Origin of the sequence: Pseudomonas sp. Irchel s3f10, from assembly GCF_900187515.1 — a bacterium.
In the GTDB taxonomy this organism is placed as follows: Bacteria; Pseudomonadota; Gammaproteobacteria; order Pseudomonadales; family Pseudomonadaceae; genus Aquipseudomonas; species Aquipseudomonas tensinigenes.
Genome location: NZ_FYDZ01000005.1, coordinates 105926 through 120922, shown reverse-complemented (window position 1 = coordinate 120922; position 14997 = coordinate 105926). Strand labels below are relative to the sequence as shown.

Below are 14997 nucleotides of genomic sequence, written 5' to 3'. Positions count from 1 at the left end.
CTTTTCTGGTCCCCTTTTCTGTTCATCACGCGGATCAAATGCCTGCATCAGCAATCCATGAAATATTGCCAGCGGAGCATCGCGGTAACAAGGCACTTCACCCTAATAAGTTCAATCAGGGTATAACTCTAGAAATGAGGCAGCAGGATCGAAATCTTCCCTGGTGGTATCGTGCGAGAGAACAAGGCGCAGATGAAAAGCTGCCAGAATGGATTCATGACAATCAAGGTCGCAAAAAATGAATTTTTCCGAATTTGAAGAACTTGTAAACGAAAAAAAAATGGCCAACCCAGTATGGTTTGGCTTGGAGCCAGACAGCCTAGCAAGCGAAGACAGTGTGATTTTCGCTCAAAATACACTGAACGCAACGCTGCCTATTGAATACGTACAGTTTGCGAAGCGATTTGGCGGCGGATATTTTGCACTCGGAATCGTCTACTCTCTGGATGAAAACAGCAACTTCAATATTTTAGAGGTAAATAAATCCGAATCAACAACCAGAGGAACCCATATACTATTTTCCGAAAATGGAACTGGTGATTTTTATGGATTTGAAATTAAAGACAGCCAATGCCTTCCAGAGGTATATTTTTTCGATCACGAAACTGAAAAATGGCAAAAAACAAAGTACGAAAACATGCTCAGCTTCCTTGCTGAAACCGCACTATCCAACTAAAAAAGCAACTAAAATTACAAGCAGCACAAGCAGCATCAATGCCCTACTTTAAAATCATGATTAAAAAAATTCAAGAAAAAAGGGGACAGAATTATTTTCTACGCGCTGAAAATAACTCTGCCTCCTTTTCTTCTTGACAAATCCCAATTAGAGCCTTTAGCTGAGGCATATGGAAAATATGGCGATGGCGGAGCACAACAACTCCACCTAGATGGGCAAAAAGTAAACTCCCACAAACTCGACGTACTACCGGAAAAAAAATGAGAACTTTTTATGTGATTGCTAGTAAGGATATGGAGCCAAACCTCCCGCATAGCTCAAACTGGCCAAAGCTTATAGGCTACTCCTTCGCAGATAACTATTTTTACTTATCCGAAGGCAAAGGCCACGGCTTTGCCGCGAACGACATGCCTGAATCGAAAGCTAAAAGACCAGAATGGCTTGAAATATTTACAGCTTTAGACGCGACTTGGTTCCTTAACATGATTGAAACTAACTTCACCAGCGAAACGAATTTCCGTGAAAAATTAACAGCACACATTGGCAACGTAGATACAATAATATTTTGACTATCTCGAGTTCGGTATTACACCAGCAGGCAGGGCTCAACTGGCATCGAAAGTTATAGTTCAATCCAAGCACAGGAAAACAATCGTGTCTACGTGAAATCTGCCAACGCCTACCAATGTGTAAACGGCGGACAGACCACGTTTTCTTTTTCAAAATCAGAAAAGGGACAGTTTTATTTTCTACAAACTGAAAATAAATCTGTCCCCTCTTAAGCTTTAAATATCACCATTGGACCCCATGAGGTAGAACTATGAATTTCAATGACACCCTCGTAAATACGGACGAGCGATTCGCTATAGGAATTGAAGAAACAACAGGAAAATACTACATCTCGATTTCGGTCAACAATCGCATGGTTGACTACGAAGAATATTATGAATTAAGCAAAGGGTCTTACTTGCTGTTTCTTAAAGACTCCTCTGCGGCTTTACTGTTTGTGGAGCGCTGTAGAGCTAGGTTGGAGGATGAGCTTCTCTTTTTCAAGCCGGGACCAGACCGCGGGATCGCGACGTAAAAAACGATAAAATTCGGTCATTAGTGGAACACAGGCAGATCCCCATCAGGGCCGTACTGGAGGAGATCAGGAAACAAAACAACACTCATTTCACTCGGGCGGAATTGGATCTGATTGATGAGCTTCTATATTGCTATGGATAAGACAACGTTGATAAATCAATGAAGAAATCACACGCCATGACTGCCCCATTAAAATACAATCTCCAGCCGATCAGAGTACCCAGCGGATGGACAATAACCATCAACAACATGTTTGAAGTTGAACTGACAGCCGAAACAACTGAGTGGTTCTCCAGCTCGGTTCTGTTGGGTGGCGTTCGGCGCAGTACAGGTCATTGCTTCGACTCGAGGGTCGAACCGGAAGGCGATCCTGAGGGAGAATTCGTGGTGGATTTTTTGACGATAGAACATGACAAACATGGCAAACCGGTCAAAAACTCTGAGGTATTCCTGGGTGAATTCAGAACCCGACACAAAGCCAGGTTTATTGAGAAAATCGAGTCATTCATGCTGGAGACCTGACAACCTCCGGGACAGAATCTAAAAACTCATGTCGGCTTCGATATTTTCCTCATACCCGGAAAGTGCTTTAAGAATGGCAGCGTTCTCCGCATATTTTTCTTTCAGTTGCCTCAGCTGTCGATCCGTTCCTTTGCAATAGCGATTGATCTCACCGACCATCCGGCTGATGTCTTCTGGTTCCACCAGATCAGGCTCGGAAACCTCTCCCCGCAAGGAATCGCAGTTATCCCTTGCCATGACGTAGTCCGCAACATCGGAGGGCACGGCATTTTCGCTTTTGGCTGGGCCCGCTAAAACCGCAAGTGCCAGCAGCGCCATGAAACGACAGGCCGTGTACCTTTTGGTCGGACTGTTCATTATTGCACCGGCCAGGGAAGTCATGTCGATTTCAACCTCTCGAAAAGTCACGCGTGTCACTCGATCAACGCTTGCGCGACCTCATATTTGACCACCACGCGATTGCGATAAAGTCTCTCACGCTTCACCAATTCCCCCACCTGCCCTTTGTTTCGCACTTCCCGCCAAATCTCATTCTCCCGATACACCCTTGCCCCCTCCCGCACAAACCGATGCGCCTCTTGAAACACGTGATAGCGATATTCCCTCACCCGATCACACAACAACTCCCCCTCGAGTTGTGTCTCGCCGACGTTCAACTTCAGCTGAAAGCTCCGATCCGTCGGGTTATGCAGCACCAGATCAACGTAGTTGTAGAAAATCGCCGCCCCGGACCCAAACGGCAGCACCCGCCCTTCGTCCGGAAACGGGTCGAAGCTGTGGTTGGAACGCTCGACCACCACCAGCGGTGAATGAATCGCCATCCAGTGAATCAGGTTGCTCAGTTGGCAGATGCCACCGCCTACCCCGCGTCGTGCCTCGCCGAAAGACAGTTCCATGCCTTCAACGTAGCCGCGTTTCAAAGTCGGGCGGCCGACGAGGCGGCAGAAGGAGAAGTGTTCGCCGGGGGCGATGATGACGCTGTCGAGGGCGGCGACGGCGAGTTTCAGGTTGATGACTTTGTTGTGTTGCAGGGCGAGGTCGGAGTCGCCGAGTTTGCGGATGAGTTTCGAGGTGTGTTTGAGGTAGCGAAATGGCAGGCGCTCGGCCGTGGTGACGGGACGTGCGTAGCGTTTGCTGGAGCAGCACCAGGCAATTTGACGGAACAGCCTTTTTTGCCACACGCGCAGCCAGTACAAGGCCGGGTGGTAGAGGGAAAGTGGTTTCATCCGTGACACAACGGCGTGCGCCGTTTCTTCCTTGAACCGCGAGAGGGGCGCGCATTTTATCCGGTAATGACCGGCAGCACCCCATGCATTTCACAAGACCAGCCGCCTCTCTTCGGCATACCTCTACCGTCACATTCGCAAATTAAGGTTCGACTAAGGTTGCATCGCTACGATCGCGGCCAAGAAACCTTGTTGCCCTTGAATCGCAGATGAGTCCTTCCGACATGAAAGCGTTTGATTTACCAGCCCAGCCAGCGTCGAATTTCAGCCTTGTCCTGGTAAATTACAAAACCCCGGACATCACTAAAATGTGCCTCGAACTTCTGCGCGAGCACGTCCAGGAGCAGCGCATTCCGGTGTGGGTGGTCGATAACGATTCAGCGGATGCCAGCCTGGATTACTTGCGCTCGCTCGACTGGATCAACTTGATCGAACGGCCTTCGCCGGGCAAGGAAGTTGGCCATATTGCGCACGGTAAAGCACTGGATCTGGCACTGGAAAAAGTCGATACCGATTATCTGTTTCTGTTGCACACCGACACCTTTGTCTATGACAAGGAAGTGTTTGCCATGATGATGCGCGAGTGCACGAAAACGCCGGACATGGCTGCAGTCGGTTGTGTCGAACAACTCAATCGCGGGATTGTTCGTGACACTTGGCGTCTAACTTCGCGCTTCTGCAAGCACTATGTTCGTAAAGCGAAAGTGCGTCTGGGTATGCGTTCGAAAATGCCAAGGCCGTACAAAGAAACGCATCTGAAAAGTTTCTGCACATTGTGGAATGCGCGCTTGATGAAGTCCCAAGGCCTGCACTTCTGCATGGATGACCTGGTGCCCGGCTACACGTTGCAAGATCGAATGAGCAGCCTGGGCTATGGCATCAAGTTCCTGTCGCCGCGCAAGATTTTCAGCTATCTGGACCACATCCAGTCAGGAACCGTCGCGGCGGCGGGCACCTACGGGAAAAATCACCGCAGGACAAAAATGTATCAGGCGACGCTGAAGCGCTTTCAAGGGCAGCAAGCCTGACGTGCAAATCTCGGTTTAATTCACCGCAAACAAAAAGGGCGACTTTTAAAGTCGCCCTTTTTGTTTGCAGAAATTGTATACAACTACTCCAAAGAGGTGTTCGCCCAGTGTAATGGCCTGGCAATCCATGCACCGGTAAAGAGCCCTGACACTGGGCGAACGGGTGGGATTTTAATTGAAGTTGGCAGATATGTCCTCATGCTTAAACATGAAATTTATGTACTAGAACGTTAAAAAGTGTTGCCCACCGATATTTACCGGGAAACTTCTTACAGATTCTTTTATATGATTGCTCTCATACTTAAAGCTGTACAAGAACAATCATTCTGTAGAGTTAATGCTCAACTTTCGTGTTGGCTGGTCACTTTTAAGATATCGGTGTAAGTGACGATGACGCTCTGCCCTTCTTTCAGATCTTTCAGTTTGGCTTGGATTTCAGGCTTTTTCACGTCGAGAACTTTCGACACGCCCGCCGGGTTTTGCAGGGTCACCTGATTTGTCTTCAAATCAATTTTGGTGATTTTCAATTGCACCTGAACCTGACGATACGCCTCGCCACCGGGGTTATCGCTGCCCGGGGCCTTACGCAACTCACCGGTACGTTCGGTAGTGCCAGGCAGACCTTTATCCACATCGGTGTCGAGGTAAGCGGCGACAGAACGCTGTACCTGAATATTGACCTGATCGCCGGGCTTGAGATTGGCGAGGTTTTTCGCCTTATCAGTGAGCTGAACGTGAACCGGCTTGCCTTCGGCACCTTCGAGCACAACCTGATGGTTAGCGGCATCGACGGAGATCACTTTGGTGATGACCTGATCTGCTTCAACAGTGGCAGACAGCGGAATATCGGCAGCCATGGCGCCGAAGCTGGTGGCGGACAGTACGGTTGCGAGGGTGATGGCCTTGGCCAATGCGTCGAGCTTCATAAGCAATACTTTCCCTGTGATGAATGGCACCGCCCGGCGCCGAATTGGCTTCGGCGACGAACGTGCCACTGAGCATAGACGCTGTTCAGGGCTTGGCTTTGGTTTGTGTCGAAGAGGTCTGTTGTTTTGCGGTGTCCTGCGCGGTGGATTCGCCGCTGGGCGTGCCTTTTCCAGTGTTTTCACGCTGTTTCGGGTCGGTGGGCCGCAGGGCGTCGTTGTCGCGTTCGGTTTCGCCCGGTGGACGGGGTTCGTCAGGGTGTTCGCCTTGGGTGATGGGTTTCATGGGGTGGTCCTCAGGCTTTGGGGTCGTCGAGTTCACGGGTAACGTTGATGGCGGGGGAATCCTTGTGCAGGTCGTCGGCCTTGGCACGCAGGAGCTGCCATTGTTCGAGGTCGATGGCGCCTTGGCCGAGCATGTCGTCGGCGATGCGTTGCAGGTCGAAGTAGTGGGCGTCGGGGGATTGCTGCCAGTAGGTTTCGTCGTCGAACAGACGTTGCCAAGTGGTCATGTCTGGGGGGGGCAGGTCGTCGCTCATGGCTAATCCTCGGCAGGTTTCTCTGTAGAGGACAACACAGTAAGCCGAGTTCAAACCGATCCATTGTAGGAGCTGCCGAAGGCTGCGATCTTTTGATCTTGTTTTTTAAAAGCAAAATCAAAAGATCGCAGCCTTCGGCAGCTCCTACAGGGATTTGTGGATACTTTTCAGTAGCCGGTCATTTCCAGATAACCCTGGCCGGGATGGCTGCCGCGGATGTGCACCGGGCCTTCCCAGTACGGGATGCGCAGGTTCATCCAGGCATTGGGGTTGAGCGCGTCGAGGGTAATGTCGAGGTGTTTGTCGGGGATGCTGATCGACCATTTCACCGGCATCGCCCGGCCGGCGACTTTTGCGGTGGCTTGCGGGGTAAGCTGGATCTGCGAACTGCGCAGGGTTTGCGTCTGACCGTCAGCAGCGATCCACGTGCCGGTGAGATACGGCGCGCCGTCCTTCTGGCGCATGCGGTACAGCATCACGTGTTCACCACCGTCCAGATGCAGGGAGAACCAGTCCCAACCGGTTTGATTCGCGGTCAGCGGCTGGCTGCTCCATTCGCGATCAAGCCACGCCGGGCCGCTGACGGTGTAGCTCTGGCCGTTAATCTGCAACGTTCCGCTGGCCTGAAAAAACGGCTGACTGTAGTAATACGACGCCTGACCTTCCTCGGATTTCTGACTGAAACCCTTGTCGCCCTGCAACACCAACGGACGACTGGACGTGAGGTGCAGTTGATAGGCGAAATCCTTGTCGCGCGCGCTGAGTTGCAGGTCGCTCAGCGGATCCTGCGCCTGACTGGCGAATCGCCAATCATCAATCCACGCCTCGAACGGCGCCAGCCGCACACCGGCCTGCCCTACTCCACCTCGGGCGTAACGTTCGGCGGCGTGATGCACCGTGCTCGAAGTCACCGCCGCGTGCCCCAGCCAGATCGTCTGATCAGCCCACCCGGCCTGCTCCGCTACTGGTTTCAATGCACTGCGAAACAGCGTCCACTGCACGCCGAATTCATTGCCCTGCTGATCCTTGAGATTGGCGGTGACGTACCACCACTCAATGCGAAACCCCTCATGCGCAGCGTGATCCGCCGGAAAACTGAACACTCGCCCCGGCACCACCGGCGTAAATGCCAACGCCTGATCGCCCATCCCGGCGAAGCCTTTCTGTTCAGGCGCCGATTGATCGCAACCACCGAGCAGCAACAAAACCATCAGCACAACGAAGTTAATCCTCATGGGCAAACGTCCTCAGCAGGTCCGCCGGTTGCGTGCGGTACAGCGAGTACAGCGGCCATGCCGACGCCAGCAACGTCGCCAGCAACGCCCACCCCATCAACTGCAGCAATTGCCACGGAAACACCCGCAACGGCAGCCGCCAGCCAAACGCTTGCACGTTGATCACCGCGTCCAGACACCACGCCAGCGCGATCCCCAGCGGCAACGCCAGCACCAGCGTCAGCACCGCCAGCAACCACGTCTGTCCCAGATTGAACAGCATCAATTGCCGCCGCGTCACGCCCAGCGCCCACAGCGGTGCGAGTTGGCCGAGGCGACTTTGACTTTGCGTCAGCAGGCTGATGAACAGCGCCACGCCCGCCACCGCCAAGGTCAGACTGTTCAACGCCGCCGTGGCCGCAAAGGTCCGTTCGAAGACTTGCACCGACCAACCCTTGAGCCGCGCCTGATCGACGATGCGGCTGTCATCGAGTTGAAAGCGCGCCTGCAAGCCATTCAACAACGGCGGAATGTTCCGCGGCTCAATGCGCAGATTGAACCGGTTCGGCGTCAACTGCGGCCAGCCGCGCAGCAGGTGGTTGATGTTGACCAGCAAGTGCCCCTTGGGATTGCCGTAGTCGGCGTAGATGCCGACGATGCGCGGCGACCACGCACCATTCGGCGCAGGAATCGTCAGTCGATCACCCGCCCGCACCTTCAGCCGACGCGCCAGCTGTTCGCTGACCATCACTGCATCGTCGGTAGCCAGATGCGCCCACGGGTCGCTGCCACTGACATCGAGCAACGGCCAATGCTGGCGATAATGCGCGTGATCGATGATGCCGAACACCTCCGCCGGCCAGCCCTGCAACGTCACCGCGACTTGCCAGTTGGGCAGCACTGCCGCGACGTTCGGCTGCTGCTTGAGCCAGCTGTACATTTCGCGCGACTGTGCCGGATTGCTCGGGTTGATATACAACTCGGCGCTCAGACGTTGTTCTAGCCAGTCATCGAAGGTCTGGCGAAAACCGGCCGTCATGCTGCCCGCACCAATATTGGCAGCGAGCGCGAGGAGCAACGCCATCAATGCCAGACTCAATGCCGGCAGTTGCTGGCGGCAATCGGCGAGAAACCACTGACCGAGCACCGAGCGACTGCGTCCGAGCAACTGATTCAACAGCGCGCTGAGCAACACCGGCAGCGCCAATGCGGCGCCGATCAGCAATCCGGCCATCAGGACAAAACCGCTGGCCAGACTGTCGCCCCAGATCAATGCCGCCAAGGCAATCAAACCCAACAGCGCTGCCAGCCAGCCCTGACGGCGCAACCAGCGCGCATATTGCTGATGCCAGGCCTGCGGATCGGCCACCGCCAACAACGGCAAGCGTGCGGCACGCAACAGACTATTGGCCCCGGCCAGCAAGGCGCCGAGCAGGCTCAAGCCGATGCCGCTGAACCACCACCAGGTGCTCAGGCGCAACTGCCCCGCCACTTCGGCGCCATACAATCCGCGCAGGCTGGCGGCGACATCCGGCAGCAAGACACTGGCCAACCAATAGCCGCTGATCACACCGAACAGTCCACCGATCAGTGCCAGTACACCCAGCTCAACGATCAAGCAGAAAATCAACATTTGCGCGCTGACCCCGCAGGCGCGCAGCGTACGCAGCAGACCGCGCCGTTGCTCAAGCGCCAGCCCGATAGCGGCGTGGACGATGAACAAGCCAACCACGAATGACAAAAAACCCAACGCATCGAGATTCAGGTGAAAGCTTTCGGTCAGGCGCGCCAGATTGTTTTCCTCGCCGCTGCTTTTGAGCTGCAACTGACCCTTGAACGCGGCGGGCAACTCGGCGTGAAAATCCTTGGGCAGCAACAGCCGCGACAATTGTCCGGGTTGTTCCAGCAGGGTTTGCGCGACGCCGATGTCCACCAGCAACAGGCCGGGCGCCATGTCCTTTTGCGCGAGCAACGGCGGCAATCGCAGACCATTAGCCGTTTGCGGCGTGTCGCCTTCACGCAGATCCAGCGCTTGCAGAGTTTCCGGTGAAATCCACGTGCTCCCCGGCGGCGTGAAAAACTCGACAACACGCTCAATCGGCAGCGCCTGCCCGGCCACCGCCGAATCGGCCGGCAACGACACCGGTTCGATACCCATCAATTGCAACCGCTGATTTTCAAAACCCTTGAGCAGCAACCGGCCCTGCAACAGCGGCGACACCGGCCAGCCCTGTCGGCGCAGATCAACGAACCATTGCTGCGCGAAGGTCGCCCCGTTCGGCGTACTGAGACTGGCCTGCGGTTCGCCGCCGATCAATTGGCTGGCCCGTGCGTAACTGTCGCGCGCCTGACTGTTCAACGCTTCGACGCCGGTGAGCAGACTGGTCGCCAGCCACAGCCCGGTGAGCACACTGAAAAACTGCACCGGATGGCGCCGCCAATGGCTGAGCAGCGCGCGCAGGGTCTGACGGAAAACGTTCACGTCAGCCGCCCATTGGACAACATCACTCGCTGGGCTAAACGGGCCGCAACCCGCTGACTGTGAGTGACCATCAACAATGTAGTGGGCGTGTCATCGAGCAATTCCAGCAACAGCCGCAGGACTTCATCACTGGTCGCTTCATCGAGGCTGCCGGTGGGCTCATCGGCGAGCAGCAATTTCGGCTGCGAGGCCAATGCCCGGCCCAACGCAACACGCTGCTGCTGACCACCGGAAAGTTGCTCGGGATAACGCTTGAGCAAATCGCCGAGCCCCAGACGCTGCACCAGATGCGCCTGCCAACGCGGCTCATGCCGCCCGGCAAGACGCGCCTGAAACGCTAGGTTGTCCTCCACGCGCAGACTGCCGATCAGGTTGAACTGCTGGAACACCAGACCGATTTCTGTGCGCCTCCAATTCGCCAGTTGCGCCTCGTTCATCGCTTCCAATCGATGCGCGCCACTGCGGATGCTGCCGCTGTCGACTTTGTCGAGGCCGGCCACCAGGTGCAGCAACGTGCTTTTGCCACTGCCGGATTCGCCCATCAGCGCCAGGCTGCCGCCGGATTCGAGCGTCAGGTCGATGCCTTGCAGCACCGGCAATGGGCCTTGTGGGGTGAGATAGCTTTTGAAGACGTTTTCAACACGAAGCATGCCGCCACCTGATCGGTCAGTGTGGGGCAAGGATAGCGGATGGCGATGACAGACTTGAACTCAGCGTTGAATTGGCCGGCCCCTTCGCGAGCAGGCTCGCTCCCACAGGTTGATCGCATTCCAAATGTGGGAGCGAGCCTGCTCGCGAAAGCGTCGACCCGGACAAGCTGAAGCTCACTGCCCCGCCGCCACACTCGCCGGCGCCTGCGACGGCGTGACAATACTGCCCAGATCAATGTGCTTCCACTCAGGCTTGGCCCCCAACCGCGCATTGAACCGGTAGTTGAAGGTGAATTCATCCGCCGTCGCGACACTCAGTGGCTTGCCATAAACCGCCTCGATCCCCGCCAGGTCGTAACCCATCAACTGCAACAGCGTCGGAAAAATGTTGTAGTGGCTGGAACGATCCTTGTTCGCCGCCAATTGCGCCGACCAGTCCAGCGTCTTCAGAGCGCTGCCCTGAATCACCACCAGCGGCACCAATCCTTCCTCCTCCACCGGATCGCCACCGCAATGTGTGTTCAACCCCGGATTGCCGCGTTCATGCAGATCCTGGCCATGATCAGAGGTATAGATCAGCAGCGCATTGTTCAGATTGCCCTCGGCGAACACTCGCGCGAAAAACTCGCCGACGTTCCACAACACGGTGTTCTTGTAGGCATTGCGGTACAGCACCCAGTCATCCGGCTGGCCATTGAAACCGTTGCGCTCGCCGGTATCCGCTACCTCGGTGAACTGCCCGCGCGGCAAGGTCGGGCGGTAAGCCATGAACGCATCCGGGTATTTGTCATGCACCGGGAAGTGCGCGCCGACCTTGTTGATCACCACCAGCTCCGACTTGTCATCGTTGAGCAATTCGATCAGCTTCGCTGCCGCCGCCATGTCGCGATCGCGCACGCTGGTCTGGTCGAATTGCACGAACTGGTCGATGTCCTTCTTTTCGGTATCGGTCATCAGGTTCTGCAGGTTGCCGGCGGTGCGCTGGGCGTCGATGTACACGGTGTGCAGCCCAGCCTTCTTGGCGTACTGCCAGATCGACGGCAGCGTGGTGTTGATGCGCATGTAATCGGCGCGGGTGCCGCCGTAGCGCAGGGTCACGTTGGTGTCGGCGCTGCAATTGGCGATGGACGCCGCGTAGCCGTAATTGAAGATGTCGACGCCAGGACGCGCCTGTTTGAGGTTGCTGTGCACGCCGAACGGCGCGTTGATGTCCAGGTAATTGCCGGAAATGCTTTCGTCGATGATCAGCACGATGTCATGGCCGACCGCCTGCGAGGTGCGCGCCAGCGTCACCGGTTCGCGCGGGCCGACCGTGTTGTGCAGCGCTTCATAGGCAAACAGGTTCAGATAGGCCAGCGGCGTGTACATGATCGGCAAGCCACGCGCGCCCTCACCCGCACGCAAAAACAGCACGGCACTGAGCAGCAACACGCCGCACACCGGCGCCGCCACACGTAACGCGTTGGGAATCGCCAGGCCGTGGCGGGGCTTCAGACCGATGCCGAACAGCAACAGCAAACCGCTGAGCACGCCACGCAGGAGCGCGTCCCGGTACTGGTACGCCGCTTCCTGGATAAAACCGCCGGAGTAAACCAATGAGACGAAACCGCTGTAGGTCAGGTAATCCGCCGTGACCCGGGTATAAACATCGAAAAACACTGCCGAGACAAACATTGCCAATGCGAACACGTGGCGAATGAGAGCCTGCCTTATATACGCCATTAGATATAACGCAAAAGTAAGCGCCAAAAACATCGCGCCAAAAAGAAGTACAGCAAAACCGAGGCCGATAGCATTTAACCGATCAATGTAATATTCGGAATACATCAACAAATAAACAATTAAGAACAATTCTTTGGCATATCTGAACATGGCGATACCGATCGGGCAAAACGGCAGGGAGTCAAAGGTTTGTCAGTCAGAACCTGACACTAGCACCCGGCCATCAAAGCGCAAGAATTGACTGTTTTATCAGGGAGAGCGTCAAAAAACCGGTGACTCAAATCTGACACATCGACGACGCCACAAGCCTTTAAATTAGCGGCTTTCGACCGTTTATCGCATATTTGAAATCTGAACAAATCTGCACAAAAGCAACAAATTCAATCGCAGCAATGACTTGATGGCCAATCGCCAAAAAATGCTCAAGTGTTATACCGATGCAACATGTCATTTTGCTGACACGCTTTTCAAACGCTGCGCTATACCCCTTTAACTATCTCATTCCGTAGTTAACTTTTTGGTGTTATTGAGGTGCGCAGATGGACGTGAGCGTATTTGGCACTGGCTATGTCGGACTTATACAAGCCGCCGCACTTGCAGATGTCGGTCATCGCGTTTTATGCGTGGACATTGACCCAAACAAAATTAAACAACTGCAACAAGCAGTGCCGCCCATTAGCGAGCCAGGTTTATCCAGCACGCTTGAGGAAAACATCAAGGCTGGCCGTCTGTTGTTCAGCACCCAGGCCAGTGACGCGGTCGAACATGCCGAGCTGATCTTCATCGCCGTCGGCACCCCGGCCGATGAGGATGGCTCTGCCGACCTCAGTCACGTGCTCAACGTTGCCCGGCAAATCGCCTCGTACATGGAAGCTGATCGCACATTGATCATCAAATCCACGGTGCCGGTCGGCACGGCGGATCAAGTACTCGCCGCCGCCAACAGCGAATTGCTGCGTCGCGGCAAGACTGATCTGCAAGTGCGGGTGGTGTCCAACCCGGAATTCCTCAAGGAAGGCAGCGCCCTCGCCGACTGTATGCGCCCGGACCGGATCATCGTCGGCACCCACGACGACGCGGCCCGCGAGCAGATGAGCGAGTTGTACGCGCCGTTCTGCCGCAACCACGAAAAACTGATGTTCATGGACAACCGCAGCGCCGAGCTGACCAAGTACGCGGCCAACGCCATGCTCGCGACGCGCATCAGCTTCATGAACGAATTGGCCAACCTCACCGAACTGCTTGGCGCCGACATCGAAGCGGTGCGCAAAGGCATCGGTTCAGATCCGCGCATCGGTTACCACTTCATCTACCCGGGCTGCGGCTTCGGTGGCTCATGCTTTCCCAAGGACCTGCGCGCCCTGCTGCACACCGCCGAACACAACGGCATGCCGCTGAAACTGCTGCGCAGCGTCACCGACGTCAACGACCTGCAGCGGCATATCCTGTTCAGCAAACTCAAAACACAGTTCCCGCAAGGTCTGGCGGGTAAGTCCATCGCGATCTGGGGCCTGGCGTTCAAACCGAACACCGATGACATGCGCGAAGCCCCGAGCCGTTATCTGATGGATGCGCTGTGGGCCGAGGGCGCTAGCGTGCAGGCTTACGACCCGGAAGCGATGTCCGAATGCCGGCGCATTTACGGTTATCGCAACGACCTGCACCTGTGCGCCACCCGTGACGACACCCTCGAAGACGCTGATGCACTGGTGATCTGCACCGAGTGGAAAAACTTCCGCGTGGTCGATTTCGAACTGCTCGCCGAAAAGCTGCGCTCAAAGGTCATCATCGACGGCCGCAACTTGTACAACCCGGAACAAGTGGCGGCCGCCGGCCTGCATTACAGCGGCATCGGTCTGCGCCACATTGCCCCAGAAGGGCTGCGGCCATGAAGGTGCTGGTCACCGGTGCGGCCGGTTTCATTGGTGCCCATTGCGTGTTGCGGTTGCTGCACGACGGGCACGCGGTGGTCGGTCTGGACAATTTCAACGGCTACTACAACCCGCAACTCAAGCACGACCGCGTGCAATGGGTGCGCGAGCAGGCCGGCGATTTCCAGCTCGCGACGGTTGACCTGGCCGATGCCTCGGCCATCGAAGCACTGTTTGTCCGCGAACGTCCGCAAGTGGTGATTCACCTGGCGGCGCAGGCCGGGGTGCGTTACTCGCTGGAGAATCCACGGGCGTATCTGGACAGCAACCTCAACGGTTTCCTCAACATTCTGGAGAGCTGCCGGCATCACCCGGTCGAGCATTTGATTTACGCCTCGTCGAGTTCGGTGTACGGCGCCAACCAGCACACGCCGTACTCGGTGAAGGACGGCGTCAATCACCCGTTGTCGCTGTACGCCGCGACCAAGAAAGCCAATGAACTGATGGCGCACAGCTACAGCCATCTGTTCGGCATTCCCTGCACTGGCCTGCGCTTTTTCACCGTGTACGGGCCGTGGGGCCGGCCAGACATGTCGCCGATCCAGTTCGCCCGGGCGATCAGCGAAGGCACGCCGCTGAAGCTGTTCAACTACGGCGAGCACCAGCGCGACTTCACCTACATCGACGACATCATCGAAAGCATCGCCCGCCTCATCGAGCAGCCACCGCAGGTCAATCCGCATTGGGATCGCGAGCAGCCCGACCCGGCCAGCAGCATGGCGCCGTGGCGCCTGTTCAATATCGGCGGGCAGCACCCGGTAGAGCTGAAAACCTATCTGGCGCTGCTGGAAAAGCACCTCGGTCAGACCGCCATTGTCGAGTTGCTGCCGCTGCAACCGGGCGACGTGCTCAACACTTGCGCCGAGGCCAGCGATCTGGCCCAGGCCACCGGATTTCAGCCCCGGATAGAGCTGGATGAGGGACTCGGGCGCTTTATCGCCTGGTTCCGCGACTACTACCCCACTGCCTATCGCCCACGCGCCGTTCGCGGCTGAATT

17 protein-coding genes are annotated in these 14997 nt (G+C 56.0%); 8 read left to right on the top strand and 9 right to left on the bottom strand.

Annotated elements, in window-relative coordinates:
* Window positions 1-38: 38 nt before the first annotated feature.
* The 5 genes from CKW17_RS13565 (at window position 39) to CKW17_RS13545 (ending at window position 2284) form a co-directional block, all read left to right on the top strand.
* A complete protein-coding gene (locus tag CKW17_RS13565; protein ID WP_218274242.1) occupies window positions 39-242 on the top strand; it encodes a hypothetical protein in 204 nt (67 codons plus the stop codon).
* Window positions 239-676, top strand: coding sequence for an SMI1/KNR4 family protein (locus CKW17_RS13560; protein ID WP_095120209.1), 438 nt, complete (start codon window positions 239-241; stop codon window positions 674-676). The genes CKW17_RS13565 and CKW17_RS13560 overlap by 4 nt, the downstream gene beginning before the upstream one ends.
* A gap of 260 nt (window positions 677-936) precedes the next feature.
* A complete protein-coding gene (locus CKW17_RS13555) occupies window positions 937-1245 on the top strand; it encodes a hypothetical protein (protein WP_095120208.1) in 309 nt (102 codons plus the stop codon).
* A 251-nt stretch (window positions 1246-1496) separates the two neighbouring features.
* Window positions 1497-1760, top strand: a complete 264-nt coding sequence (locus CKW17_RS13550; RefSeq protein WP_095120207.1) for a hypothetical protein — start codon at window positions 1497-1499, stop codon at window positions 1758-1760.
* A gap of 179 nt (window positions 1761-1939) precedes the next feature.
* A complete protein-coding gene (locus CKW17_RS13545) occupies window positions 1940-2284 on the top strand; it encodes a hypothetical protein (protein ID WP_141234567.1) in 345 nt (114 codons plus the stop codon).
* Window positions 2285-2302: 18 nt separating this feature from the next.
* Here the strand turns inward: CKW17_RS13545 and CKW17_RS13540 are convergent, their stop codons facing one another.
* On the bottom strand, window positions 2303-2665 hold the full coding sequence (locus tag CKW17_RS13540; protein WP_256586232.1) for a hypothetical protein: 363 nt from the start codon (window positions 2663-2665) through the stop codon (window positions 2303-2305).
* A 32-nt stretch (window positions 2666-2697) separates the two neighbouring features.
* Entirely contained in the window at window positions 2698-3510 is an 813-nt protein-coding gene (locus tag CKW17_RS13535; RefSeq protein ID WP_095120205.1) for a VanW family protein, read from the bottom strand.
* Window positions 3511-3734: 224 nt separating this feature from the next.
* Between CKW17_RS13535 and CKW17_RS13530 the strand changes: the two genes are divergently transcribed.
* Window positions 3735-4538: a glycosyltransferase family 2 protein gene (locus CKW17_RS13530; RefSeq protein ID WP_095120204.1), complete on the top strand. Its 804-nt coding sequence runs from the start codon at window positions 3735-3737 to the stop codon at window positions 4536-4538.
* 341 nt (window positions 4539-4879) lie between these two features.
* Here the strand turns inward: CKW17_RS13530 and CKW17_RS13525 are convergent, their stop codons facing one another.
* The 7 genes from CKW17_RS13525 to CKW17_RS13495 form a co-directional block, all read right to left on the bottom strand.
* A complete protein-coding gene (locus tag CKW17_RS13525) occupies window positions 4880-5464 on the bottom strand; it encodes a hypothetical protein (RefSeq protein ID WP_016983329.1) in 585 nt (194 codons plus the stop codon).
* A gap of 85 nt (window positions 5465-5549) precedes the next feature.
* Window positions 5550-5747: a hypothetical protein gene (locus CKW17_RS13520; protein WP_007919492.1), complete on the bottom strand. Its 198-nt coding sequence runs from the start codon at window positions 5745-5747 to the stop codon at window positions 5550-5552.
* Between the two features lie 10 nt (window positions 5748-5757).
* Complete coding sequence (locus CKW17_RS13515) at window positions 5758-6000, bottom strand: hypothetical protein (RefSeq protein WP_095120203.1); 243 nt, start codon at window positions 5998-6000, stop codon at window positions 5758-5760.
* Window positions 6001-6167: 167 nt separating this feature from the next.
* Window positions 6168-7235, bottom strand: a complete 1068-nt coding sequence (locus tag CKW17_RS13510) for a lipocalin-like domain-containing protein (protein ID WP_095120202.1) — start codon at window positions 7233-7235, stop codon at window positions 6168-6170.
* Window positions 7225-9696, bottom strand: a complete 2472-nt coding sequence (locus CKW17_RS13505; protein ID WP_095120201.1) for an FtsX-like permease family protein — start codon at window positions 9694-9696, stop codon at window positions 7225-7227. Before CKW17_RS13505 ends, CKW17_RS13510 begins: the two co-directional genes overlap by 11 nt.
* Window positions 9693-10346 carry an ABC transporter ATP-binding protein gene (locus CKW17_RS13500; protein ID WP_095120200.1) on the bottom strand — a complete coding sequence of 218 codons (654 nt, stop codon included), beginning with the start codon at window positions 10344-10346 and terminating at the stop codon, window positions 9693-9695. Before CKW17_RS13500 ends, CKW17_RS13505 begins: the two co-directional genes overlap by 4 nt.
* A 174-nt stretch (window positions 10347-10520) precedes the next feature.
* Entirely contained in the window at window positions 10521-12218 is a 1698-nt protein-coding gene (locus CKW17_RS13495; RefSeq protein ID WP_095120199.1) for a sulfatase-like hydrolase/transferase, read from the bottom strand.
* A gap of 389 nt (window positions 12219-12607) precedes the next feature.
* Between CKW17_RS13495 and CKW17_RS13490 the strand changes: the two genes are divergently transcribed.
* Together CKW17_RS13490 and CKW17_RS13485 are read left to right on the top strand one after the other, a co-directional pair.
* Window positions 12608-13960, top strand: coding sequence for a UDP-glucose/GDP-mannose dehydrogenase family protein (locus tag CKW17_RS13490; protein WP_095120198.1), 1353 nt, complete (start codon window positions 12608-12610; stop codon window positions 13958-13960).
* The gene (locus tag CKW17_RS13485; protein ID WP_095120197.1) at window positions 13957-14994 is read left to right on the top strand and encodes an NAD-dependent epimerase; all 1038 of its coding nucleotides are present in this window, start codon (window positions 13957-13959) and stop codon (window positions 14992-14994) included. Before CKW17_RS13490 ends, CKW17_RS13485 begins: the two co-directional genes overlap by 4 nt.
* Window positions 14995-14997 lie beyond the last annotated feature (3 nt).

Excerpts from the sequence above, each read along its gene's own strand:
- CKW17_RS13495 (WP_095120199.1), bottom strand. The coding sequence starts at position 12,218 with ATGTTCAGATATGCCAAAGAATTGTTCTTAATTGTTTATTTGTTGATG.
- CKW17_RS13545 (WP_141234567.1), top strand. The coding sequence starts at position 1,940 with ATGACTGCCCCATTAAAATACAATCTCCAGCCGATCAGAGTACCCAGC.
- CKW17_RS13540 (WP_256586232.1), bottom strand. The coding sequence starts at position 2,665 with ATGACTTCCCTGGCCGGTGCAATAATGAACAGTCCGACCAAAAGGTAC.
- CKW17_RS13550 (WP_095120207.1), top strand. The coding sequence starts at position 1,497 with ATGAATTTCAATGACACCCTCGTAAATACGGACGAGCGATTCGCTATA.
- CKW17_RS13555 (WP_095120208.1), top strand. The coding sequence starts at position 937 with ATGAGAACTTTTTATGTGATTGCTAGTAAGGATATGGAGCCAAACCTC.
- CKW17_RS13500 (WP_095120200.1), bottom strand. The coding sequence starts at position 10,346 with ATGCTTCGTGTTGAAAACGTCTTCAAAAGCTATCTCACCCCACAAGGC.
- CKW17_RS13530 (WP_095120204.1), top strand. The coding sequence starts at position 3,735 with ATGAAAGCGTTTGATTTACCAGCCCAGCCAGCGTCGAATTTCAGCCTT.
- CKW17_RS13535 (WP_095120205.1), bottom strand. The coding sequence starts at position 3,510 with ATGAAACCACTTTCCCTCTACCACCCGGCCTTGTACTGGCTGCGCGTG.
- CKW17_RS13515 (WP_095120203.1), bottom strand. The coding sequence starts at position 6,000 with ATGAGCGACGACCTGCCCCCCCCAGACATGACCACTTGGCAACGTCTG.
- CKW17_RS13565 (WP_218274242.1), top strand. The coding sequence starts at position 39 with ATGCCTGCATCAGCAATCCATGAAATATTGCCAGCGGAGCATCGCGGT.
- CKW17_RS13490 (WP_095120198.1), top strand. The coding sequence starts at position 12,608 with ATGGACGTGAGCGTATTTGGCACTGGCTATGTCGGACTTATACAAGCC.
- CKW17_RS13485 (WP_095120197.1), top strand. The coding sequence starts at position 13,957 with ATGAAGGTGCTGGTCACCGGTGCGGCCGGTTTCATTGGTGCCCATTGC.
- CKW17_RS13525 (WP_016983329.1), bottom strand. The coding sequence starts at position 5,464 with ATGAAGCTCGACGCATTGGCCAAGGCCATCACCCTCGCAACCGTACTG.
- CKW17_RS13520 (WP_007919492.1), bottom strand. The coding sequence starts at position 5,747 with ATGAAACCCATCACCCAAGGCGAACACCCTGACGAACCCCGTCCACCG.
- CKW17_RS13560 (WP_095120209.1), top strand. The coding sequence starts at position 239 with ATGAATTTTTCCGAATTTGAAGAACTTGTAAACGAAAAAAAAATGGCC.
- CKW17_RS13510 (WP_095120202.1), bottom strand. The coding sequence starts at position 7,235 with ATGAGGATTAACTTCGTTGTGCTGATGGTTTTGTTGCTGCTCGGTGGT.